At 62.5% G+C, this 23,275-nt stretch carries 16 protein-coding genes and 1 tRNA gene; 12 read left to right on the top strand and 5 right to left on the bottom strand.

What is annotated here, in order from left to right; all coding sequences use genetic code 11:
• Window positions 1-110: 110 nt before the first annotated feature.
• Window positions 111-812 (bottom strand): CAF17-like 4Fe-4S cluster assembly/insertion protein YgfZ, encoded by a 702-nt coding sequence (gene ygfZ / locus IEX50_RS02120; protein WP_157177417.1) that lies wholly within the window; start codon window positions 810-812, stop codon window positions 111-113.
• A 68-nt stretch (window positions 813-880) separates the two neighbouring features.
• On the opposite strand from ygfZ, the gene IEX50_RS02115 reads away from it, so the two are divergent.
• Window positions 881-2,212 carry a dihydroorotase gene (locus IEX50_RS02115; RefSeq protein ID WP_157177282.1) on the top strand — a complete coding sequence of 444 codons (1,332 nt, stop codon included), beginning with the start codon at window positions 881-883 and terminating at the stop codon, window positions 2,210-2,212.
• A 133-nt stretch (window positions 2,213-2,345) separates the two neighbouring features.
• On the opposite strand, the gene IEX50_RS02110 is transcribed toward IEX50_RS02115, so the two are convergent.
• Complete coding sequence (locus IEX50_RS02110; protein ID WP_229673596.1) at window positions 2,346-3,170, bottom strand: DUF1134 domain-containing protein; 825 nt, start codon at window positions 3,168-3,170, stop codon at window positions 2,346-2,348.
• Window positions 3,171-3,331: 161 nt separating this feature from the next.
• Here IEX50_RS02110 and IEX50_RS02105 point away from each other — a divergent pair.
• The 6 genes from IEX50_RS02105 to IEX50_RS17765 all read left to right on the top strand — a co-directional run bounded on the left by IEX50_RS02105 (window position 3,332) and on the right by IEX50_RS17765 (window position 11,684).
• Window positions 3,332-3,424 (top strand) — tRNA-Ser (locus tag IEX50_RS02105).
• Between the two features lie 456 nt (window positions 3,425-3,880).
• Window positions 3,881-5,794 carry a type I restriction-modification system subunit M gene (locus tag IEX50_RS02100; protein WP_229673594.1) on the top strand — a complete coding sequence of 638 codons (1,914 nt, stop codon included), beginning with the start codon at window positions 3,881-3,883 and terminating at the stop codon, window positions 5,792-5,794.
• Window positions 5,791-7,125 carry a restriction endonuclease subunit S gene (locus tag IEX50_RS02095; RefSeq protein ID WP_157177280.1) on the top strand — a complete coding sequence of 445 codons (1,335 nt, stop codon included), beginning with the start codon at window positions 5,791-5,793 and terminating at the stop codon, window positions 7,123-7,125. The genes IEX50_RS02100 and IEX50_RS02095 overlap by 4 nt, the downstream gene beginning before the upstream one ends.
• Window positions 7,122-8,057 (top strand): GIY-YIG nuclease family protein, encoded by a 936-nt coding sequence (locus IEX50_RS02090; protein ID WP_157177279.1) that lies wholly within the window; start codon window positions 7,122-7,124, stop codon window positions 8,055-8,057. The genes IEX50_RS02095 and IEX50_RS02090 overlap by 4 nt, the downstream gene beginning before the upstream one ends.
• Window positions 8,054-11,338 (top strand): type I restriction endonuclease, encoded by a 3,285-nt coding sequence (locus tag IEX50_RS02085; protein WP_157177278.1) that lies wholly within the window; start codon window positions 8,054-8,056, stop codon window positions 11,336-11,338. The genes IEX50_RS02090 and IEX50_RS02085 overlap by 4 nt, the downstream gene beginning before the upstream one ends.
• Window positions 11,322-11,684, top strand: a complete 363-nt coding sequence (locus IEX50_RS17765; protein ID WP_373285269.1) for a DUF6883 domain-containing protein — start codon at window positions 11,322-11,324, stop codon at window positions 11,682-11,684. Before IEX50_RS02085 ends, IEX50_RS17765 begins: the two co-directional genes overlap by 17 nt.
• 599 nt (window positions 11,685-12,283) lie before the next feature.
• Here IEX50_RS17765 and IEX50_RS17355 read toward each other — a convergent pair.
• Both IEX50_RS17355 and IEX50_RS02080 read right to left on the bottom strand, forming a co-directional pair.
• Window positions 12,284-12,757, bottom strand: a complete 474-nt coding sequence (locus IEX50_RS17355; RefSeq protein ID WP_198350698.1) for a hypothetical protein — start codon at window positions 12,755-12,757, stop codon at window positions 12,284-12,286.
• A gap of 60 nt (window positions 12,758-12,817) precedes the next feature.
• The gene (locus IEX50_RS02080; RefSeq protein WP_198350697.1) at window positions 12,818-14,872 is read right to left on the bottom strand and encodes a DEAD/DEAH box helicase; all 2,055 of its coding nucleotides are present in this window, start codon (window positions 14,870-14,872) and stop codon (window positions 12,818-12,820) included.
• Window positions 14,873-15,025: 153 nt separating this feature from the next.
• On the opposite strand from IEX50_RS02080, the gene IEX50_RS02075 reads away from it, so the two are divergent.
• Genes IEX50_RS02075 through IEX50_RS02070 form a run of 3 tightly spaced genes read left to right on the top strand, consistent with a single transcriptional unit; the run spans window position 15,026 to window position 18,745 of the window.
• Window positions 15,026-16,297 carry an ABC-three component system protein gene (locus IEX50_RS02075; protein WP_229673592.1) on the top strand — a complete coding sequence of 424 codons (1,272 nt, stop codon included), beginning with the start codon at window positions 15,026-15,028 and terminating at the stop codon, window positions 16,295-16,297.
• Window positions 16,212-16,814 carry a three component ABC system middle component gene (locus tag IEX50_RS17350; RefSeq protein WP_308419281.1) on the top strand — a complete coding sequence of 201 codons (603 nt, stop codon included), beginning with the start codon at window positions 16,212-16,214 and terminating at the stop codon, window positions 16,812-16,814. The genes IEX50_RS02075 and IEX50_RS17350 overlap by 86 nt, the downstream gene beginning before the upstream one ends.
• Window positions 16,811-18,745 (top strand): DUF3732 domain-containing protein, encoded by a 1,935-nt coding sequence (locus tag IEX50_RS02070; protein WP_157177277.1) that lies wholly within the window; start codon window positions 16,811-16,813, stop codon window positions 18,743-18,745. Before IEX50_RS17350 ends, IEX50_RS02070 begins: the two co-directional genes overlap by 4 nt.
• Before the next feature lie 464 nt (window positions 18,746-19,209).
• On the opposite strand, the gene IEX50_RS02065 is transcribed toward IEX50_RS02070, so the two are convergent.
• Window positions 19,210-20,436, bottom strand: coding sequence for a HEPN-associated N-terminal domain-containing protein (locus IEX50_RS02065; protein WP_229673763.1), 1,227 nt, complete (start codon window positions 20,434-20,436; stop codon window positions 19,210-19,212).
• Between the two features lie 520 nt (window positions 20,437-20,956).
• On the opposite strand from IEX50_RS02065, the gene IEX50_RS02060 reads away from it, so the two are divergent.
• Both IEX50_RS02060 and IEX50_RS02055 read left to right on the top strand, forming a co-directional pair.
• A complete protein-coding gene (locus IEX50_RS02060; protein WP_157177275.1) occupies window positions 20,957-21,694 on the top strand; it encodes a hypothetical protein in 738 nt (245 codons plus the stop codon).
• Between the two features lie 76 nt (window positions 21,695-21,770).
• Entirely contained in the window at window positions 21,771-23,165 is a 1,395-nt protein-coding gene (locus IEX50_RS02055) for an AlbA family DNA-binding domain-containing protein (RefSeq protein WP_157177274.1), read from the top strand.
• Window positions 23,166-23,275 lie beyond the last annotated feature (110 nt).

The following is a 23,275-nucleotide window of genomic DNA, read 5'->3' as shown; positions in this document are numbered from 1 at the left end:
GGCGCAGCAGGCTCCCTCTCCCCTTCGAGGAGAGGGGTTTTGGGTAGACCGAAGCCCGCCTCAAGCCGCTTGCGCCTCGAACAACGGTGATGCCGACCAGCGAAGAGATATTACTCTTCCGCCAATACCCACTCCGGCAACGCCCCCTCCGGCAACCCCTCGACCCGCCGGTGCATCACGGCCAAACCAAGCTCTGGATACCAAGCCCGAGCATCCGCCGGCTTCGCGTCGCGCCGTTCCACCAGCAGTCGCCGGTTCACCTTGCTTCGGTGATGCATCCGGGCGGTATTCTCCTGCCCAACATAGCAGCCCTTGACGAAGCTTACCCCGTTCAGCTCGCGGGCATTGGCCTCCAGCCAGAGCGTCCGGTCGCTGCCGAGTTCTGCGATTCCCTCCGTCACGCCGAGCGACAGGCGGTGCGCCAGCCAGCCTGTCGCGGGTGCCGTCGGCGGCGCGATCCAGCGGTGGCCGAGCGCAGCCAACCGCGGATCGGGCACGCCCGCATCCCCATCCAGAGCCCAATGCACGGCCAGCCCTTCGTCCCGCCCAATCGTGATCGGCCGGCGCAGGCGGTAGAGCGACAACCGCCGGACTAGCGCGTCGGCTTGGTCCGCCTCGACATCGAGCAGCAGGTCGTCGCCGTCCGCCCAGACCATGAAATCGAACAGCGCCTTGCCCTGCGGGGTCAGCAGGCCGACCCAGACCGGCAGCGGTCCCATGACGTCGCCCGTCACAAGCCCCTGGAGGAACCCGCGGACGTCGGTACCGGACAGGTGGATAACGGCGCGGTCGGACAAGGTGGTAGGATCCATCCCGAACAGGTAAGGCGCGAGCACGGCATTTGTAACCCGCATCGCGCACCGCCCGAGGAGACCACACCATGGCCCATTACGACATGATCCTGCGCGGCGGCACGGTCTGGACGCCCGGCGGCCCGGCCGAGACGAGCGTCGCGGTGCAGGACGGCCGGATCGCGGCAATTGGCGTCGACGGCGACGCGGGCACGGTGATCGACTGCACCGGCCTGACCATCCTGCCTGGCGTGATCGACAGCCAGGTCCATTTCCGCGAACCCGGCCTCGTCGCGAAGGAGGATCTCGAAAGCGGCAGCCGCGCGGCCGTGCTGGGCGGCGTAACCGCGGTGTTCGAGATGCCGAACACGAAGCCGAACACCGACAGCGCGGCCGCGATCCAGCAGAAGCTCGACCTGGCGCGCGACCGGATGTGGTGCGACCATGCGTTCTACGTCGGCGCGACCAACGCGAATGCGGCGGAACTGGCCGAGCTGGAGCGGATGCCCGGCACGGCGGGGGTCAAGATCTTCATGGGCGCATCGACCGGCGACCTGCTGGTGTCGGAGGATGCGCGGCTGGCGGCGGTGCTGGCGTCGGGCAAGCGCCGCGTCGCGATCCATGCGGAGGACGAGGCGCGGATGCAGGCGCGGCTCGACGAGCGGGTGCCCGGCGATCCCGCGTCGCACCCGGTCTGGCGCGACGACGAGAGCGCGATGATCGCGGTGAAGCGGATCGTGGCGCTGGCCCGTGCGGCTGGGCGGCGGATCCACGTGCTGCACATCACGACGCCCGCGGAACTGGAATATCTGAGCGCGCACAAGGATCTGGTGACGTGCGAGACGACGCCGCAGCACCTGACGCTGGCGGGGGAGGAGGCCTATCCGCGGCTTGGCACCTTCGCGCAGATGAACCCGCCGATCCGCTCGGGTGCGCACCGCGACGGGTTGTGGCACTGGCTGGAGCAGGGCGTGGTCGACGTGCTTGGTTCTGACCATGCGCCGCATACGCTGGCCGAAAAGGCGCTGCCCTATCCGCAGTCGCCGTCCGGCATGCCGGGCGTGCAGACTCTGCTGCCGCTGATGCTGGACCATGTCGCGGCGGGCCGCCTGACGATGCAGCGGCTGGTCGAGCTGACCAGTGCCGGGCCGCAGCGGATCTTCGGCATCGTCGGCAAGGGGCGGATCGCGGTCGGTTACGACGCGGACTTCTCGATCGTCGACCCGCAGGCGCGCTGGACCGTGACCGAGGACTGGCTGGCGTCGCGTTGCGGCTGGTCGCCCTACACGGGCATGGAACTGACGGGCAAGCCGGTCGGCACGATCGTCCGCGGCGAGCGCGTGATGTGGGACGGGCAGCTGGCGGAGCGCGCGACGGGCCGGCCGATCCGGTTCGAAGGGACGATCGCGCCGCAGGGGTGAGGCTTGTTTCGCGGCCTACCGCGCGACGAACAGTTGCTCGGTAGGTCGGTGCAGACCCAATCGTCATCCCGGCCTACGCGAGGATGACGATTAACGGGACGCTACGCCGACCCGCGCCGTCGGGCGGCAAGCCTCAGAACGGCAGGACCTTCGCCTTCTCGCTGAACTTCATGTAGCCGACGTTCGCGCCCAGCCGCCAGCCGACGCCCAGCCGGATCGGGATCAGCACGACGTCGCCGCGGCGCAGGTAGCTGATGTTGAACCCGCCGACGAGATAGGCCTGGCCCTCCACCGCGGGGAAGCGCTTGTAGAGTTCCTGGCTGTCGTAGAGGTTGTAGACCAGCACGAAGGTCTTGGCGCCGCTACCGCCGAAGTCGATGCCGAGCGACGGCCCCGTCCAGTAGACCGGGCGATCGCCCTCGATCTTGTGGTGCATCGTGCCCGATCCGTAACGCAGCCCGACGACGAACGCGCCGCCGACCTCGCGCCCGGCGATATAGGCGTTGGGGCGGCCCTGCTTGCGCAGCACGCTCTCGATCGCCTTGGCGAGGCCCTCTGCACCGCGGCCGAACACGCCCTCGGCTGCACCCAGGATGTCGTCGTCCTGGTACACGCTGGTCGGGTCGGTCTTGGATGCCTCGCCGGCGATCGCGGCGTCGACCGGGCCCTGCGGTCGGCCCGACCCGCTGGTGTCCCCGCTCGTGGTGGTGGTGCGGAGCGGGACGGTATCCTCGACCTGCGCGGAGTCGGACGTGGGGACGGTTTCGCTGCCGTAATCCGCGACTTCGGCGCGCGGGGCGGGCGCTGTCGTCCGCGGCGTACCGCGCGATCCGGCGACGGACGGGGCGGACGGATCGACCGTGCGGATCTGCGCGGCGATGCCGGCCGTCGGCAGGGCGACCGGCAGCACCGCCAGCCCAACCATCGCCGCACGCATCATCTTGGCCAACATCGTCATCGCGCGCTCCCCCGGGGCATCCGGTCTGTGTTGCGGTATCTAAGGCGCAATATGGCTGTCCCCGCAATGAACATCGGGCGATTTTCGATGAATCATGCCCATTCGCGTACGACCTGTTGATCCGCCGCAGGACACTGGCTATAGCCGCCGCTTGCCGACCCGGAGACGTGGGTGAGTGGCTGAAACCAGCGGTTTGCTAAACCGCCGAGCGGGGTTTACTCGTTCCGAGGGTTCGAATCCCTCCGTCTCCGCCAGCTGTCCTAGAAAACCGTCTATTTAACAGAGGGTTCTGTGGTTTGCTGTCGCGCCTCCCCACCCTCAGCCCCACTGGCCGCTGCGACTAGGTTTTGTGTTGCTGGGATTTCCTGTAGCCCAGAGCGGCGCGCGGGTTAGCGCTTACCTATCTTTACCCGTCGAATGGGTAATGTGGTGGGCAGCGGCCTGTCCTCTTTCGGGGGATCCGGCGAAGTAAGTCGCCGTTCGTTCAGGTGAGGGGGGGCAGGGGCCGCTGGAGCATGCGAATGGTGGGAAACGGCCGGTTCACTATCAGGCGGCGATCGACGATGAGTAGCCGTTCGTTCGACGGCAGGGTGCGGGCCTGATCTGCATTGCCTGGTGAAGAAGGCTTGGCGCGATCGGCCGAAAAATCTTCATGAATAGCCGTTTGCTTTGGTTGAGAGGCGGTAAGCTAAAAGGCCGCTTTCGCTATCGTGCACTTGCGCCGGGTCAGGGTTGCCAGGCGGCAACGTGCCGGTGATAGAGATCCTGGGAATTTGAAGGAACGTTTGTTGAACCATCAGGCGCTGTCGGCTTTCATCTGGTCTGTGGCCGACCTTCTGCGCGGCGATTACAAGCCGGCCGACTACGGCTCGGTGATCCTGCCCTTTACGGTCTTACGGCGGCTCGACTGCGTCCTGGAGCCCACCAAGGCGGACGTGCTGGCCGAACTTGAGAAGCGGTTGAAGGCTGGATTCGACCCGGAGCACTTTTTACGACGTAAGTCCGGCACACACTTCTTCAACACCTCGCCGATGGACCTCCAGAAGCTGCTGGGAGACCCGGACAATATCGCCGCGAACCTGACGTCGTACGTCCAGGGCTTCTCGGAGGAGGTGCGGGACATTTTCGAGAAGTTCGAGTTCCACAACCAGATCGACAAGCTCGCCCGCGCCAAGCTGCTGTTCCTGGTGACCGAGAAGTTCGCCGGGATCGACCTGCACCCGGACAAGGTGGCGAACAGCCAGATGGGCCTGGTGTTCGAGGAGCTGATCCGCAAGTTTGCCGAGGCCTCGAACGAAACCGCAGGCGACCACTTCACCCCGCGTGAGGTGATCAACCTGATGGTCAACCTGATCTTCGTCGAGGACGACGCGGCGCTCTCCAAGCCCGGCGTGGTGCGGACGATCTACGATCCCACCGCAGGCACCGGCGGGATGCTCTCGGTTGCCGAGGAGCATCTGGCGGAGCTCAACCCCGGCGCGCGCCTGACCATCTCGGGGCAGGAGCTTAACCCGGAGTCCTACGCGATCTGCAAGGCGGACATGCTCATCAAGGGGCAGAACGTGTCCAACATCGCCTTCGGCAACACGCTGTCCGAGGATGGCCACCCCGGCCAGACCTTCGACTATATGCTGGCCAACCCGCCGTTCGGCGTCGAATGGAAGAAGGTCGAGAAGGAAGTCCGCCGCGAGCATGAGCAGCAGGGCTTCAACGGGCGCTTCGGCCCCGGCCTGCCCCGCGTCTCGGACGGCTCGATGCTGTTCCTGCTCCACATGCTGGCGAAGATGCGGCCAGCGACCGAGGGCGGCTGCCGTTTCGGCATTGTCCTCAACGGCTCCCCACTGTTCACTGGCGGCGCCGGCAGCGGCGAGAGCGAGATCCGGCGCTACATGTTGGAGAACGACCTGGTCGAAGCCATCATCGCGCTGCCGACCGACATGTTCTTCAATACCGGCATCGCGACCTATATCTGGATCGTCTCGAACCGGAAGCCGGCCGGCCGCAAGGGGCAGGTGCAGTTGATCGATGGCTCGGGCTTCTGGCGCAAGATGCGCAAGTCGCTCGGCTCGAAGCGCAAGGAACTGGGAGAGGCGCATATCCGGCAGATCACCCAGCTGTTCGGCCGCGCGGAAGCGGCGGAGATTGCGACCGTGCTCGACGCCGCTGGCAAGGAAGTGGCGCGCGAGATCGTCTGGGCCGGCGAGAAGGCCCCGGAGGCACCGCAGGGCGGCAAGGTGAAGCGCGCGCCGCTCTCCCGCCTCTTCCCCAACAGCGCCTTCGGTTATCGCACCATCACCGTAGAGCGGACGTTGCGGGACGCGGCAGGCAAGATCGTCCTGGGCGAACGTGGCAAGAACAAGGGCAAGCAGCAGGCGGACAGCGCGCTGCGCGATACCGAGAATGTGCCGCTGGCTGAGGACGTCGACGCCTATTTCAAGCGTGAGGTGCTGCCGCACGCGCCGGATGCGTGGATCGACGAGAGCAAGACCAAGGTCGGCTTCGAGGTGCCGTTCAATCGGCAGTTCTACGTGTTCGAGGCGCCCCGGCCGCTGGAAGAGATCGACGCGGACCTCAAGGATGTTACCGACCGGATTAAGGCGATGATCGAGGAACTCGCAGCGTGAGTTTTCCGCCTTACCCAAGCTATCAGGATAGCGGCGTCGAGTGGCTGGGAGCCGTGCCACGTCATTGGAGGGTCGAGAGGCTCGGCAATCTCTATCGCGAAGTTTCGGAGGCTGGATCCCCCGAACTTCCCGTGCTCAGCGTATCGATCCATTCGGGCGTGTCGGATGAGGAAGCCGCCCCCGAGGACAACGAACGCAAGATCGTCCGCAGTGAGGACCGCTCGAAGTACAAGCGGGTGTCCCCCAACGATCTCACCTACAACATGATGCGTGCATGGCAGGGCGGCTTCGGTACAGTGCAGGTCGAAGGCATGGTCAGCCCTGCGTATGTGGTCGCACGGCCGCGCACTGAGGTCCCGTCAAAATACATTGAGCTGTTGCTGCGGACGCCCGGTGCCGTCGAGGAAATGCGGCGCCACTCGCGCGGTGTCACCGACTTTCGGCTCCGACTGTATTGGGACCAGTTCAAGGACATCCGAGTTGCGCTGCCGCCACAGGAGGAAAGGAACGCGATCCTCGCTTTCGTCGACCGGGAGACGAGCAAGATCGATGCGCTAGTGGATGAGCAGAGACGGCTCATTGGGCTGCTTCAAAAGAAGCGACAGGCCGCCATCTCGCATGCGGTAACTAAGGGGCTCGATCCGACGGCACCCATGAAAGACTCCGGCGTGGAATGGCTGGGTGAAGTGCCGGCACATTGGGTAGTCACTGCCCTCAAGCGCTACAGCATGAAAGTCACAGACGGTGCACATATCTCGCCAGAAACGGAAGGAGGCATTCACTGTTTCGTTTCGACGCGAGATGTATCGGACCAAGGAATCGATTTCGAAGGATGCCTGCGGACGACGCCACAAAGCTTCGACTATTTGGTGAAGACTGGCTGTAATCCGGAGTTTGGTGACGTTTTGTTCAGTAAGGATGGGACGGTGGGAAGGACGACTGTTGTTCGCGATGCGCCAGATTTTGTTGTTGCATCATCGCTAATTATCATTCGACCCAGTCCTGAAATCTTGAATGCCGAATTCCTGGACCTCCTGTGCAAATCTGATGCAGTTCAACAGCAGGTCGCCAGCTACGTGAAGGGTGCAGGTCTTCCTCGCTTGTCTATTCAAAATTTGTTACGAGTGATTGGTGTTTTTCCTCCGATTGACGAGCAGAGCCAAATCGTTGCAGCCACTGCCCCGCAGCTTGATGCTATCCGTCAACTGCATGCAGCTGCTGACGCTGCAACGGCTCTGCTGAATGAACGACGCTCAGCATTTATTAGGGCGGCAGTTACGGGCAAGATCGACGTGAGATATGTTGACGTGCAACAAGCAGAGGCAGCATGACCCGTACCGTCGGGCGTTCTCTTGAACTCTACTACATCGATGGTCGGCCGGACGGGATGCTGACGGCTGAGCTGTTCAACTGGACCGGCCACGTCCTGATGGCGCCGCGTACCCAAATCGCCGAAGCGCTGGCGCGACTGGAAGCGAGCTATGCGGGCGTCTACCTGCTGATCGGTGAGCAGGATGGCGAACCGCGCGCCTATGTCGGCGAGGGCGAGGACATTTCCGCCCGCATCCGCAGCCACGACGTTCGCAAGGAGTGGTGGACGAGCGCGGTCCTGATCACCGCAGCCGCCAACAAGCTTAACAAGGCCCATGTCCGCTATTTGGAAGCGCGGCTGATCGCCGAAGCCCGCTCCATCGGTCGCGTACCGCTGGATAACGGCACGAACCCCACCCTGGCCGCGCTGAGCGAAGCGGACGTGGCAAAGATGGAAGCGTTCCTGGAGAACCTTTTCATTGTCCTGCCGGCTGTCCGAGTCGACATGTTCATTCGACGCACCCGCCCCACAACGAAACCCTCGACGCCCGAGGTTTTGCTTCCAACGAGCACGATTGCCGATGCATTCTCTCCCAGCCCCCGCTTCGTCTTGGAAACCCGCAAGCACGGCCTGCGCGCTTCGGCAGTCCTCCGTGATGGTGAGTTCATCGTCGAGGCGGGCTCAATCGCGCGCGGCAACTGGGCTGGGCCAGCGTCTCACAATTATGCCAATCTCCATGCCGAGTTGATCCGCAGCGGCGTGCTCGCACCAGAGGGCGCTCATTGTCGCTTCACAGAGGACTACGCTTTCCGAAGCCCCAGTGCTGCGGCAGCGGCGGTGAACGGACGCCCGGCCAATGGGCAAGTGGAGTGGAAGACAGATCCAGGCGGATTCACCTATCGCGATTGGGAGCAGAGCCGGCTCCAAACATCGAAGGGTACCCACGAATGAGCCGCCTGCACGAGGAGATCAGCTTCGAAAGCGAGGTCTGCACCATCCTCGATTCCAAAGGCTGGCTATATGAGGCGGGCGATGCGCAGGCCTATGACCGCAAGCGCGCGATGTTTTCGGCCGATCTGCTCGCCTGGATACAGGAGACCCAGCCAAAGGCTTGGGAGAGCCTGACCAAGCTGCACGGCGCCTCGGCGGAGGCGCTGCTGCTCGACCGCGTGCGCAAGTCGCTGGACGACCGGGGGACGCTCGACGTGCTGCGCAACGGCGTCGACACCATCGGCGTGCGCGGCACGATCCTGCTCGCCCAGTTCAAGCCGGCGATGGGCATGAACCCGGACATCGTCGCCCGCTACAGCGCCAATCGGCTGCGGGTGGTGCGGCAGGTCCGCTACAGCCTCGCCAACGAGAACTGCATCGATCTGGTGCTGTTCCTCAACGGCCTCCCCGTCGCCACCGTGGAACTGAAGACCGACTTCACCCAATCGGTGGAGGACGCGGTCGACCAGTACAAGTTCGACCGGCTGCCGCAGCAAAAGGGGCACGAACGCGAGCCGTTGTTGAGCTTCCCATCGGGGGCGCTGGTGCATTTCGCCGTTTCGAACAGCGAAGTGATGATGACGACCAAGCTCGCGGGGCCGGCCACGCACTTCCTGCCGTTCAACCAAGGCGACCATGGCGGCAGGGGCAACCCCACGCTGCCCTTCGGCCATGCCACGTCGTACCTGTGGGAACAGGTGTGGCAGCGTGACAGCTGGCTTGAACTGCTCGGGCGCTATCTCGTCACGCAGCGCGACGACAAGAAGGCCATTCGGGCGATTATCTTCCCGCGCTATCACCAGCTCGACGTGACGCGAAAGTTGCAGACTGCAGTCCTCGAAGAAGGGGTGGGCGCCAAGTACCTCGTCCAGCACTCGGCGGGATCGGGCAAGACCAACTCCATCGCTTGGACCGCGCACTTCCTATCCGAGCTCCATGACGCGAACGACGAGAAGCTGTTTTCGACGGTTATCGTCGTTTCCGACCGGAGGGTGATCGACGGACAGCTCCAGGAGGCGCTGTTCGATTTCCAGCGCACCACGGGCGTTGTCGAGACGATCAAGAGCGACAGCGGCAGCAAGAGCGCGCAACTGGCCGACGCGCTCAAGGCCGGCAAGAAGATCATCGTCTGCACTATCCAGACCTTCCCCTATGCGTTGCAAGCCGTCCGCGACCTTGCGGCAACCGAGGGAAAGCGCTTCGCGGTGATCGCCGACGAGGCGCACAGCTCGCAGACGGGCGAGGCAGCGGCGAAGCTCAAGGAAGTGCTCTCGCCCGAGGAGATTGCGGAGCTCCAGGACGGCGGTGAGATCGACACCGAAGACCTGCTGGCGGCACAGATGGCGGCGCGGGCGAGCGACACCGGCGTGACCTACGTCGCCTTCACGGCAACCCCGAAGGCGAAGACGTTGCAGCTATTCGGGCGCCCCAACCGGCCGGGCGGCCTGCCGGAGCCGTTCCACGTCTATTCGATGCGGCAGGCCATCGAGGAGGGCTTCATCCTCAATGTGCTCAAGAACTACACGCCGTACAAGCTCGCGTTCCGGCTGGCGCATGACGGCAAGGAACTGGAGGACGCCGAGGTCGAGCGTTCGGCGGCGACGAAGGGGATCATGCAATGGGTAAGCCTGCACCCCTACAACATCGCGCAGAAGGTCCAGATCGTCGTGGAGCACTTCCGCGAGAATGTGCAGCCACTGCTCGACGGCAAGGCCAAGGCCATGGTGGTGCTGGCGAGCCGCAAGGAAGCGGTTCGGTGGAAGCTAGCCATCGACCGGTACATCAAGGGCAAGGGCTATCCACTGGGCACGCTCGTTGCCTTCTCGGGCGAGGTGAACGACCCCGACTCTTCGCCTGAGCCGCTGAGCGAGACGAGTAAGGAGCTCAACCCGAACCTGAAGGGCCGCGACATCCGCGACGCCTTCAAGGTCAACGAGTATCACCTGCTGCTCGTGGCCAACAAGTTCCAGACCGGGTTTGACCAGCCGCTGCTGTGCGGCATGTATGTCGACCGGCGCCTGGCTGGCGTCCAGGCGGTGCAGACGCTGTCGCGCCTTAACCGCGCCCATCCGGGCAAGGACACGACCTACATCCTCGATTTCGTGAACAGCTCTCAAGAGGTGCTGTCCGCGTTCCGCACCTACTATGAGACGGCCGAACTCGAAGGCGTCACCGATCCCAACCTCGTTTACGACATGCGTGCTAAGCTCGATGCCGGCGGCTGGTACGACAGCTTCGAGGTGGATCGCGTGGCGAACGTCGCGATGGACCCGAAGTCCACTCAGGGGGACCTTGCTGGGGCGCTGGGGCCGGTCGCAGATCGCCTGCTGAAGCGCTTCGCTGCAGCCAAGGCGGCCAAGGGGGCCGCTGAGGCGCTTGGGGACGACAAGGCTGCGCAGACGGCAAGCGACGAGATGGGCACGCTGGCGCTCTTTAAGACAGACGCGCAGACCTTTATCCGCATTTACACCTTCCTCAGCCAGATGTTCGACTACGGCAACACGGATATCGAGAAGCGCTTCCTGTTCTTCAAATACCTCGTACGGCTCCTCGATTTCGGGCGGGAGCGCGTGGCGGTGGATGTGTCGCAGCTGCAACTCACGCACCACTTGCTGAGCAAGCTTCACAAGCAGCCAATGCAGATGGGCGGAGAGACCCCGAAACTCGCGCCAGTAGGCGACGCAGGGTCGGGGTCGATACAGGAGAAGCAGAAGGCTCTCCTCCGCGAGATCATTCAGCGCGTGAACCACCTATTCGAAGGCGAACTTACCGACGGTGATCAGCTCGTCTATGTGAATGACGTCATCAAGGGCAAGCTGCTGGAGTCCGACGAGCTCGTCACACAGGCCTTGAATAATAGCAAATCGCAGTTCGCCGCGTCGCCGACCCTGGATAATGAGCTGCTCAACGCGGTTATTGAGGCGCTCGACGCCCACCAGAAAATGAGCCAGCAGGCGCTGGGTTCGTCCGCGGTCCGAGCAGGCCTTAAGGATGTCCTGCTGGGCCCTGGCCAACTGTACGAACTGCTTCGAGATCGCGCTCCTGAGACGGGGGGAATCAGTGACTTAAGCCGAGTCAGATTGAGGGTACCTAAACGTGCTGGTGAGCAAGACATCCCTGCAGGAAGCACCGGCACGGTAGTCTACGTTTATAAAAAGTCGCTCGCCTATGAGGTGGAGTTCTCCAGTCCCTTCCACGCTGTTGTAACCTTGGAGCGCTCAGACCTTGACGTCGTCCACTAAGCTCCTCGGTGAGCGTGACATCCCGCCACAGAAGATCACCGGCTATCTGCTTGACCCCAATCATCCAGAGGGCGGTGGGAAAGCAAAGTTTTTGATGGCTCATGGATTCCATGCTAGGCAACCACAACTCTTGGCGAATGCCATCCACGCACATGCTGAATTAAATTACATCGAAGAAACTGTCCACAACAACTACGGTACGAAGCACATCGTTCGGTGCCGCATTCCGACACCAGATGGTCGAAACCCATGCATTCAAGTAATTTGGATCCGTGAACACGGCTGCGAGACGCATCGCCTCGTGACCGCCTATCCTTCCGAGCTTAAAAGGGCACCGACGAGCTAAAAGAGGCAAACCTTCGTTTGCCGGAACACGATAGAACGGCGCCAATCCTAATAAGGTCGTCTATTTTATTCTCAACCGAACGAGGGGTGCAAAACGGCAAATGCTATGCAACAGCTACAGTTGCGTGCCGGATAAACCGGTGGCTGACCCACGGTTCGCCACCCCTACACCCTCCATCACTGCTCGACGTCGTGGAGCGTTGAGCGGCGCAGAGGTCACAGGACAGCGCTTCGCTCCGGGCATTCGCCGGTGTCGCGTCTGCGCTATGGCTTTGCGACGCTTCGAACCAGGCGCAACCCGACTAATATGTTGCGAGGCGCGCTCACAGTCCTGCGCCTTTAACCCGATGCTGCGATCATCGAGCCGAGGAAGCCCGACGAACGGCGAACTGTTGCGTGCCATGCACTGCGATAACCCATTTTCGATCATCTGCGGGAAGGGGGGCTCCAACTGGTGGATTACAGCCTGACCGCTTCGGGCGGCAATCGCAGGTAAGCATCCGTTCGTTCAGGTTGTGGGCAGGGGGCCTAATCAGCTAATTTCTGGTGGAAATCGGACTGCACGGTGTCCCGGATCCGCTCCCTGATCGCTCTCGCCGATCAAGGAACCGCCTGCAGGATTCCGCTCGCCATGCGGTTCTTCAGCCAATCATGAATGGCGTCAGCGCCCATGCCTTCCTGTTCGAAGCGTTCGGCAGCGTTCGCCCTCCAGACCAGATCGCCGGCCTGTCCGAACGTTCGCCTAAGATCGCGCAGCGCGCTTAATGCCTTAACGGCCCAAGTCCGGAACGATGCGATTTCCCAGAGGGCCACGGTGTGGAGGTGCGGCACGGCGCCAGATTTCGCTTTTGTCACAGGCGAGACAAGCACAGGCATGATCGTGGCAGAGTCAGGCAGTACGACGTGTTCGCGGATCCAATTTGGATGCGAGAAGGCCTGCCTCGCCTTTGTTGCGTCGAGTACGTCGTTGGTCGCGCCCGCATGATCCTCGAAGACGAAGCACAGATCACCGACTGCCCACCAGGGATCTGGCGACGCATCGACCTCGCGTTTACCCGAAAGGAAGCCGAGCATCTCCCCTAGACGCACTTGGGCCTGCTCGAAGGCGTCCGGTGAGGCGAGACCCTCCAGGATCTAACGCTCGCGTTTGTTGAATTCTCGATCGGTCACATTTCCTAAGCGCTCGAGCACGCCTTCGACGCGCTCGATCTGTTCAAGCAATCGCGGACTCCGGCCGGATGATGGCTCGCCAGGCGTCTGATAGCGCGCCAATTTTACGAGCCACGGCAGATCCACGGCAGCCCGCTTCGCCAGACTGAAGTGGCTGCGCGCCTTCATGCCTAGCGAAGCGATACCGGCACGCTCCCCATACCAAGCTGCGGATCCAGCGAGGTAGTGCCAGAGCGCCCGGTACCCCCGCAGATCCGAATCCGTGAGATTGCCCAACGCGGATTCTGCTGCCTCGACGGCGCCCTCGTAGTCCCCCTGCCAAAGCCTCGCCTGATAATCGATCTCGGAGCCGACGATAGTCTGCAGTTCTCCGAGAGCCGGGAACGGCAGCTGGACAGCAACTGCACGCTTGCGCAGAATGTCGTTGTTGGCCGCATCCCAGCGCGCGTCGTTCGCTAGGAAGATCTCGAAGTTCTCGATGATGTCAGCCATGGTTGTGCCGGCCGACTGCTCGCTGCCGAACTCGAGCTCGGCCTGAAGTTCGGGATGGAGGTGAACCCTTCGTCGTCGATCCGCGAGATAGTCGGGAAGCTCCTCACCCGACACCACCACAGCGGAGTAGTCCTGTAGAGATCGCGTGCAGCGACCTATGGCCTGCAGCACTCGGGTCTGCACGCGTTCGTTGAAGAGTTGCGACGCACCCATCCGAAGCATGATGAAGCGTTCCTGAAGGTTAGCCGCCCGCGGAAGACCCTCTATGAATAAAAGCCGGCAGTCGTTGCCCGGGAAGTCGATGCCATCATAGCGGTTCGCGATGACCGCCACGGCCTGCGCCATCGCGACAAAGGGCTCTTTCGACTCCTCGATGGCATCGGCCCCAAAGGTGTCAAAACCGAGATTGGTTTTCACATCCTCGCGGATCTCGTCAGCCTGCTGTTCACTCGGCACCAGTACGAGGCTCCTGCCCGCGCGTTGCATCAACTGGTGGCGCAGTGTCACAGCGTCGTCTGCTTCAAGAGAGCTGTCGGGGAAGATGAAGAAGCGGCGCCCGATGCCTTGACGGTCCCAGCCCTCAGGCACCTGCAGCCGCTTGATGCTGCGCCGACCGGTCAACCGCTCGAGATCGCCACCAGAGCCAAGTGTCGCGGACATGAAGATCCGCTGTCTGGCATTCTGATAGGGTGCGTGTTGCCACGTCGGCGACAGCAGCGGCCGGACGAGCAGTTCGGTGGCCGAGATGTAAAGGTGGCAGGCCGCGAGGTGGCTGCGGATCATTGACCACGGCCATCGTATGTCCAGATCGTCCGCGTGGGCATCGATCACCGCGGAAAATTCGTCGGCGATTTCCGCAAAGACCGGCGTCGGTAGCTTGTCGACCCATCGTCGGTCTTCGGGATTGCTGTCCCACCGGCCAGTGAGGCGCGAAAAGTCGTGGCCGTCCAAATGCGGCCTGAGGACACCTGTGAGCGCCTCGAAGAGTACTCGATGCTGGAGTCTGGTCCTTTGAACGCGAACCGTCCACATCTCGCCGATGTAATTTTCGGCCGCGTGGGCGTCATCAATAATGACGATGTCGGGGTTCGAGAAGAACGGGTTGGTGTTGAAGAGCGAGTTGTATGTCGTAACTGCGACACGGTCGGCGTTTTGATATTCCGCCTTGGCCTGCGGATCATATTCCCGCTTACCTCCCGTGAATCCGTTGACCGTCAGTCCATACTGGTCCCGCGCTTGGCCCACGGCTTGATTTACCAACTGTCTCGTCGGGCAAAGGTATACGACCCGTTCCCTGAACTTGCGGCGCCGCCATTCGGCGATCATCAGTCCGACCAGTGTCTTTCCGCTGCCCGTAGGGAGCTGCAGCGCGACGTCAGGCTCGGAGACAGCTTGGCTTGCATAGCTCCTCATGATCTCGCCTTGATGCAGGAGCACACCGGGGATCGTGCGGCGGGGAAGCGTTAACAAAATCTCCTCGGGGCTCGTGGGCACGATTTCGGCTGGTGCCGCACTTTTGAATGCCATCGTTCGCTCTCCTGCCGGACGTAACCCTTACCAACTATCCGCGGAGGGCTCCAGCCGCGCGCCTGGGTATGTGCATTTGCCCACGGCCTTGGCGGGGCCAATGAAGGCCGCCGAAACGGGTAGCACGGTCGTTGGCAGTTAATCCGCTCGACCGTGCTGCTCGACGGTGCCTTGTATTTGGCCAGAGGATTGGCATACCTTAATTCATGGGGGGTGTCATTGAGCAACGGGGCTAACCAGTTTACGGCGGGAGCGTCCGCAGTCGGCTATCTATACCAAGCTCGGCTCGCGCTGCTCTTATGTATTCCGCATGTGAACACGGGTGTAGAGGTCGAGGTATCGATCGAACGCTTTGATGATGTGTCCTTTCAGAAGGGCACCGCATTGGAGCTGCTGCAAACAAAGCATCACATCGATCGTGTGGCCAGTCTGAGTGACTCGAGCGAAGATCTCTGGAAAACTTTACGTGTTTGGTCGGTCGCCGCAAAGGATGATCCGTCATTGCCATCTCGGGCGAGATTGGCATTGATAACGACTGGATCGGCGCCCGTGGGGTCCGCCGCATCTCAGCTCCGACCGGCTGGTGCATGTGCCCCGGGTGCGAACCGTAATCCGAAGTCCGCCAATGAACGGCTGACTGAGGTGGCCCAAACATCCAGGAACAAGGCGTTGGAGCCGGCGTTTGCCGCGTTCTTAGCGCTCTCGGAACCAATGCGGTCAGCCCTGTTGAGCGCTGTGGAAGTGCTCGACAATCAGCCCTTAATTACCGATCTAGATGGCGAGCTGGAGCACGCCTTGCGTCTTGTCGCACCTCCTGGAAAAGCCGCATCTGCGCGCGAGATGCTGGAGGGATGGTGGTGGCCGTTGGTTTGCGGGGCCCTCATGACGAGCCCGCCTACACCCATTGCAATCGGCTTAGTTGAGGCCAAGCTCGACGACATTCGTGAAATGCTCAGGAGGGGTTCCCTCGTTGCAGACTTCGAACATGCTGAACCCGATGAGCTCGAATACGCAGGATACGACGGATTTCGTTTCGTGCAGCAGCTTCAGGTCATCGGGCTCGGCGGTAGCCGTATGCGCTTCGCCAAGCGGGATTTCTACAGAGCGTTTGCTCAGCGGTCGAAATGGACGCGCGAGCATGTTGTGCTTGACGATGAGGTCGAGAAGTTTGAGCAGCGGCTGGTCGAAGAATGGCAACCGCGGTTCGAGGCTATGTGCGATGGCCATGCTGACAGCGCGGAGGATGAGGCCGCCCTGAAGCAGGGCGGCCAGATCCTATATCAGTGGGTCGAGAACGAAGCGAGATTTCCGTTTCGCTCGCTCACGGCCCGCTTCCTGAATGTTGGATCCTACCACATTCTGGCCAACGACCTTCGAATTGGCTGGCATCGAGATTATGTCACCATCTGCGTGGGGGAGCCCTGAGATGCCGGGCCAAACGCGGTATGAGCTCCTGTGGCGCGACCGGCCGCAAGAAGAAGCTGCTCACTTCAATCCCGCATTCTGCGGTGAGCTTCTGGCCCGAACCACCAATGAGTTTCGCAAGCAGGCAGGTCGGACGATGCCCCTGGCCTACGCTTTTCTAGTCGCGCCGCTGGTCCTGCACCCCAGCGCTCGAAAAGCACTCCCCGGCAGGGCTAACACCGCCTTCGCGTCTTGGGCTGGAGACAATGCCGACACCGTGAGCACGCTCGCGGACAGGACCTTGCGGCTCCGGCCAGTGACCCGGGAGGCGCTGTTATTCCTTGTTCAAATTGGAGCTGTGGAGATCAGCGGCGATGGCGTCGGGAACGGCAACCGCCCGCTAAAGCTGAGTGCCAAACCTTCGGTGTCAACGGATGAGGTCGATGAGATGCGACGGGCTTCCGGAATGCTTGGTAGGTGGTTTGGCAACCAGGCCGATCCCGCGGCTGTCTTGCAAACTATGGGAGTCCGGGTGTGACCCTTCAGATCAGAGCGATCGCAATCTACTCTCATGACGGCGAACGTCGCGATGTCCGCTTCAATCTAGGCGCGCTGAACATCGTCACCGGCGCATCCAAGACCGGCAAGTCCGCGCTGCTAGACATCGTGGACTATTGCTGGGGTCGTTCGGAATGCACCATTGCTGAGGGTGAGATCCGGCGTGGTGTTTCATGGTTCGCGGTGATCTTCGACAATGATGGCGAAGGAATTCTCGTCGCAAGGCGCAATCCCGGACCGGCCGGCAAGGCCAGCGACGAGATTTACTTCGAACGGAATGTTGAGGACTTCCCAGAAACAACTATTCCTATCGTCAAAAACTCCACCGCTGATGGACTTCGCCAAAGGCTGTCTGCGATCCTCGGCGTGGCGGAAAACCTCTATATCCCTGAGCCGGGCGCCACCCGTCGCCCGCTGGACGCATCTGCCAGCCAAGCAATCTTCTTCTGCCTCCAGAACCAAGACGAAATCGCCAGTCGCCGCCTCCTTTTCCATCGGCAGGGGGAGGAGCGGATCCCCCAAGCCATCAAAGACACCCTTCCATACTTTGTTGGCGCCATGGGTGAGGATCACTTCCTCAAGCAGAAACGGTACGAGGACGCTCGTCGCCGATTGAGGGCCCTTGAGCGAAACTACGCGGACGCGCTAGCCCTGACCGATGAGGCCTCGGGCACTGCGCGTAATCTCCTTCAGGAGGCGAAGCGCATCGGATTGCTAGACCTCGATGCGTCGGCCGATTCCCTTGAAGGTGTTCGGGTCTTGTTGGGGCAGGCTGCGGGGCCCAGGAGCCTGGAGTACGCTAAAACCGACGATCCAGCAGCGGATCTCACCGACTTGGAAGAACGACGCCGTCGTATTCGGATTGAGCTCCAGGAGCTGCGCGACGACATCAAAGATCTCCAACGCCTGACGAGGGAGGCCTCAGAATTTGAAACGGAAGCTCGGGAGCAGCAGGCCAGACTGGCCTCTATCGAACTGGTCGCCCACGATGCGGCCGGCCATGAAACCTGCCCGCTATGCAATAGCCATCTCGCCGTAGCGGTCCCTGCGGTAGACGAAATTCGAAAGTCACTCGGTCGCTTGGACCGTCAGCTGAGCACCGTGCGCCGGGATAACCCTCGACTCCAGGGACAAATCGCCGAGCTGGAAACGAAGCGGACAAACCGTGAAGTTGAGCTCGCGATTGTTCAGGGAGACATCTCTACCCGGATTGCCGACAATGAGCGGCTTCGTATTGAGCAGGATCAGTTTACTGAGCAGGCCCGCGTTGCTGGCCGCATTGGCTACTATCTTGAGAACGCGCGCGCGCTCTCTGACGGTGAGGGCCTCCGCTTGCAGTTGGCCCGGGTTAGGGCAGAAGTTGGAGAGCTCGAGGCCGCCCTGGACCAAGAGGCCATGGAGGAACGGCTAACGACCGCCCTCGGATTGATCGGTCGCGACATTACCGACTACGCTGGGCGGCTGGAGCTTGAACATGGCGAAAACAGCCTTCGCCTTGATCGCAAAAATCTTACTGTAGTGGCCGATACGATCAACGGACCGCTTTTCCTCTATCAAATTGGCAGTGGCGAAAACTGGGTTGGCTATCACGTCGCCGCGCATCTCGCATTGCATAAGCTGTTCCGCAGGCTAGATCGCCCCGTGCCAGCCTTCGTCATGCTCGACCAGCCTTCCCAAGCTCACTATCCAAAGGAAAAGGACGTCGGCGAAATATCTGGTGCAGAAGATGAGGACCAGCTTGCGGTCGCCCGTCTGTATCGATTGCTGCTTGATTACTGTGTAAGCATGGCGCCCAGCATGCAGATCATTGTGGCTGACCATGTCGATTTACTCCAAGAATGGTTTCGAGAAGCGACAGTTGAGCGCTGGAGAGACGGGATCAAGCTCGTTCCCATGACTTGGCTACGCTAGTGGCAATCGTGCTTGGTACATTGATTGATAGTCGGAACTCTACGGCCGCAATTAGCAACGGTTTCGCGGGACAGCCGTCCAAATGTGCGCACAGGCGGCCAGCTAAACAAGCGGCCGGTTCTTCCGATTGGACGCCTAAAAGCCGCTGATCAGCAACCCGCCCAGCCTTGGCGGCCGGACAACACCTGGACCAACGGCCGGTTTGAGGGCAAATTAAAGCTGCCACGGCGTCGCATCGTGGGTCGGTTAGGTCAGTGCGTTCGCCGGTGTCCACTGGGGCACCTGCTGATCTTGCCATAGTCGCAGGCGTCGCCAGTCCAGCGCATCGTAGACAGTTGCGGTCCCTACAGCATCGTTGAGTGGCAGTGCCGCAGCGGCCTCACGCAGAAAACGAGGTCGAAGCGCGTCATTCTCCAGATACGCTGTCTCCCACCAGCCGATGATGCGATTCCACGCATTCGCCATCAGCCCTGTGCGATGGCCCCTGTCTTCGTGTCGAACGTCAACTCCTCGTAGGCCGTCATGGCCAGCCAAGGATCATGCAGATCATCTGCCTCAGCGTCGTCGTCGACGACGTCCTCGTTCTCGGCGAATAATACGACGGCATTCCCACCGTCCTTCGTGCTCGCATAGATGACGCCTTCAATTGGAGCGTCGTCGAAGAGGACCATAGTCCTGAAATACTCAGTGATGATCTGGGTCGGTAAGTAGTCAACGTGCGGCAAGCGTTTGCGATCGATGGGTGCCTGAAAATCGGCAATGAAGGAATGCATGAACATGGCGATCGAGCGATCGCGCGCGTGCTCGGAGTCGAAGAGGCTTGGCACCGGTGGAGCCGCGCGCACATCGAGCACAATCACGTCCCGTTGCGCCGCGAACCGTCCCGCCGCGAAGCGCCCGGGCTCTTCCGCCACTTCGGCAAGCGCAGTTTCCCGCGTTTCGGCCCCGTAGAACATCGGCACCCCCGCAGGGCTCATGCGGTTGGGGAGCGTGGCGAAGCCATATGGCGGCGGACCCATGCGGCGAGGGCCGAAGGTGCTTTCACCTTCGCCCATTTCCTGGCACCTGATCCAGGCCGTCCCCGCCGGCATCGCCGTCAACATGCCATGGGTCTTGGCGAACTTCGCAATCCGCTCAAGCAATTCAGGGATCTCGTAGGCTGCCTCGCCCCACGCGAGGTCGCGCTCGAGCGCGCGATCGGGCTGTGCTAGAAAGAAAAACCTACGCCTGTGCTTGATGACCTGCTTAAAGGCCGCCCAGCTATTGCCGATCGCCTCGCCTTCCGGTGTGCCCAAGGGATTCAGCAGGCACCAATCCTGCTCGGGCAGCGTCTCGGCGAGGTGGGACATGAGCGCGCCGTCGTCATTCGGCAGCTCCAGCTCGATGTGGTTCTCGAGCAACTCGGCGGTGTCGAACTCGTCTTCCGGGAACATCCGGTCCTTGGTCTCCGGATCGTTCGGCAGTGACTGGTCGGCACTCGCATACTCGGTGTCGATCTGCATGAGCATATACTCGGCGACGTCTTCCAGCGGGGCTGCTCGCACGGCTTCCCCTTTGGCGCCGCAATAGTCGCAGGCATGGCTGTCCGCCTGCCTTTCGATTTCTTGCTTCAAATGGGGGTCGGCGAAGCAGTTCGAGCAGACGCGCCGCCCATCAGCGCCCTCGGGACGGATGCGACGCTCATCCATCATGATCGACAAGTCGCTGAAGTGTCCCAACCTCTAAAATCTCCATTCCGGCGATACGTGCCCGACCCTAGGCGGTTGCCTTTGCCCCGTACCCTACCTGCCCGCCGGTCCCGAGTCCGCCAACTTTTTTGTCAGTCGCAGCAATCGCGGCGCGTCATATCTCCGCAATAATAGACTGGAGGCGACCTCAGTTCGGCTAAGATCTTGCGGTGATGAACGAACGGCGGGTTTGGGGCATCGGGAATGGGCGGTCGAATGACCGCAACTGGGTCCGAGCAGACGTACCGCGATTCCGCCACTCGGCCGCGCGCGACGCGCTGATCGGCACTGCGGACACAGTCGCGGCCCTGGCCGCCCTCGGCGAGGCGGAGCCGGGTCGCGTCTTCGTTAGTTTCATCGACGGTCGCATTGGCGATCAGTCGAACTAGGATGCCGTCACCGGGCATACCAGCTATCGTGTCGGTGGCGCACGGCGGCGACGCCGCTGATTGCCATCGCGGGACGCCAGTCTAATTGAGGCTACATGGAACAACACGATCACGCGAAGTGCCCCGCGATCGAGGTGACGATTGAGACCAAGCAGATCGTGCCGGCCTCGGTCGCCGGCGAACTGCTGGAGGAGATCGCTCGCGGTTTTGAGCGGCACGCCCGCGGGAAGGGGCGTCGCGACCTGCGGCTGGGCGTCAGGCGCGTCGACATCGGCAGCCTCATCATGGAACTGGCGGTGATCGGCGCGGCTCCAGGTGCGCCGTCCGCGGAGGTGGTGACGCGCAGCTTCCTGGTTGCGACCGGCGAGCTGCTCCGCTCCGCCCAAGGCCTGGCGCCCGGAACAGTCAGGAAGAGCGACGCGCGCCTGATCGACGCCCTGCGGGACCCGGTTGCGGACGGCCTGGCCGACAGGGTGATCCTCGGTAGGCGCGGCGGAGCGGCGGAGGCGGTCGTCGACCGTGAGGCCGTGCGCCTGATCGACGCCTCACGCAGCCGACCCACGGCCAGATCGGAAGTTCGCGTCTCGCGTTCGCTGCCCGCACCCGACGACGTACTCCCGCCTCCGCCGGCGCGTCGCGAGTTGCGTGGCGCGAACGGGACGGTGCTGGACGTAAAGGGCCGGTGGTACGTGCGCCTCGAAGGCGAGGGCGGCGTGCTGAACCCACTGGAGCCCGGGCCAGGCGTCGCGGTCGTGGACGAGGCGGTCTACGAGTTCGACGGTTCATGGGAGGGGAGGAGCTACCGCATCCGGACCGCCCGCCGCATCGCCTAGCGGCTGCCGCGAACGATCCAGCCGACGAAGGTTCCGGGCCACGCGTCCGAGAAAGACATCGCACAGGAGTCCTCAAGTGTTCTCGCCTTTCGACACTTCCCTGGAAAGCCTCGCCGCCCCCGATCTCGAGCGGCTGAGGGACGTGGCGGAGGGCTGGTACGTCGAGTACAAGTCCGAGCTGTCGAAGGCCGTCGACATCGCCAAGTCGATCTCCGCCCTCGCCAACACGCACGGCGGCTGGGTCTTCTACGGGGTCATGGAGAAGTCGAAGGAGGAGTCGGTCGCGGGATCCTTCCCCGGCATAGTCGCCAAGGACGCCGACGGGTCGCTCCAGCGGATAAGGCAGGCTGTCGCCCAGCACATGAATCCCGCCGCCCACTTCGACGCGCGGTCGGTGGCCGGCAACGGTGGCAGCGTGGGGGTGGACCGCGTCGTCATCTGCGTGCGCGTGCCGCGGAGCCTCGCTGCCCCGCACGTGCACTCGTCAGGCAGGATATACCGCCGGGTCGCGGACGGCTCCGAGCCTGTGCCGGAGAACGACCGGCACCTGCTGGAGCAGCTCTTTAGGCGGGCCGACGACCTCAGAAAGGACTTCGCCGACTGGGTTGGCAGAGACCCCGAGTTCTCTGAAGGAGAGAGGAAGGCGCCCTACCTCCGGCTAATGCTGATCGCCGATCCGTGGGGCGACGAGCTCCCTTGGCTGGAGACCAGCGTGGCCAAGCTCAAGCCGATGTTCGCGGAGACCACCGGTCTGGTGGGCTCTGCGCCATTCGACACGATCTACACCTCGTCCCGCGGCTTCGTCGCCCGGCAGGCGCGCAACAACGATCCTCACAACCTTGGACTCACCTGGCGTCTGCGGGAGTCGCTGGTGAGCGACATCTACCTGCCGCTGAACCTGCACGCGGCCGACAGTCCGGAATGGCTGCTCGACGTCCTGCGAGGATACGAGCAGGCCGAGCGGTTCGTCCGACTGCTGCAGGCGAAGAGCTACTCGTCCCCGAGGGTCGTGGACCTGAACTTCGTCTTCAGTCTGCTCGTAGGGGTGGTCGAGATACAGCGTCGGCTGCTAGCCGCGGCCGATTGGACGAAGCCGTACTTCGTCAAGGCGAGGCTGCTCAACGTCTGGCGGACAGTCCCCTTCCTGGACGTCGATGCCGTCCTAGAGGGCTTCGAGGCCGACGGGCTGCCGGTCTGCCTCGACGACGTGGTGACGGCCCCTAGCGGCACCGACCCGGAGACGTTCCAGGAGATCTCCCAGATGGCCGAGGTCAAAGGCGAGGAGGCGCGCATCCTCCTCCAGGCGCTCGTCATGCTGGTGCCGATAGCGCGGGCCTGGGGGCTGCCGCTGCAACTGGATCGCCAGATGGAACCTCCGCTCTTCCAGCGCCTCCAGGAGGCGGGGAACCGGGCCACGGCGGTGCAGGCGCGCAAGGCGAACGAGCAGGGGGATGGCGCTCGACGGGTCTGACCGGGGGCCAGGGTTGCGCGTCGGTGCGGTCGCTCCGCGTCCGCCGGCAGAGGGATGCGCGGTCGTCCATGATCCAGTACCAAGGTGCGAGCACGTCTAGGGGGATAGGT

It is taken from the genome of Sphingomonas prati, from assembly GCF_014643515.1.
In the GTDB taxonomy this organism is placed as follows: domain Bacteria; phylum Pseudomonadota; class Alphaproteobacteria; order Sphingomonadales; family Sphingomonadaceae; genus Sphingomonas_R; species Sphingomonas_R prati.
This window is presented reverse-complemented; position numbering and strand designations above follow the sequence as displayed.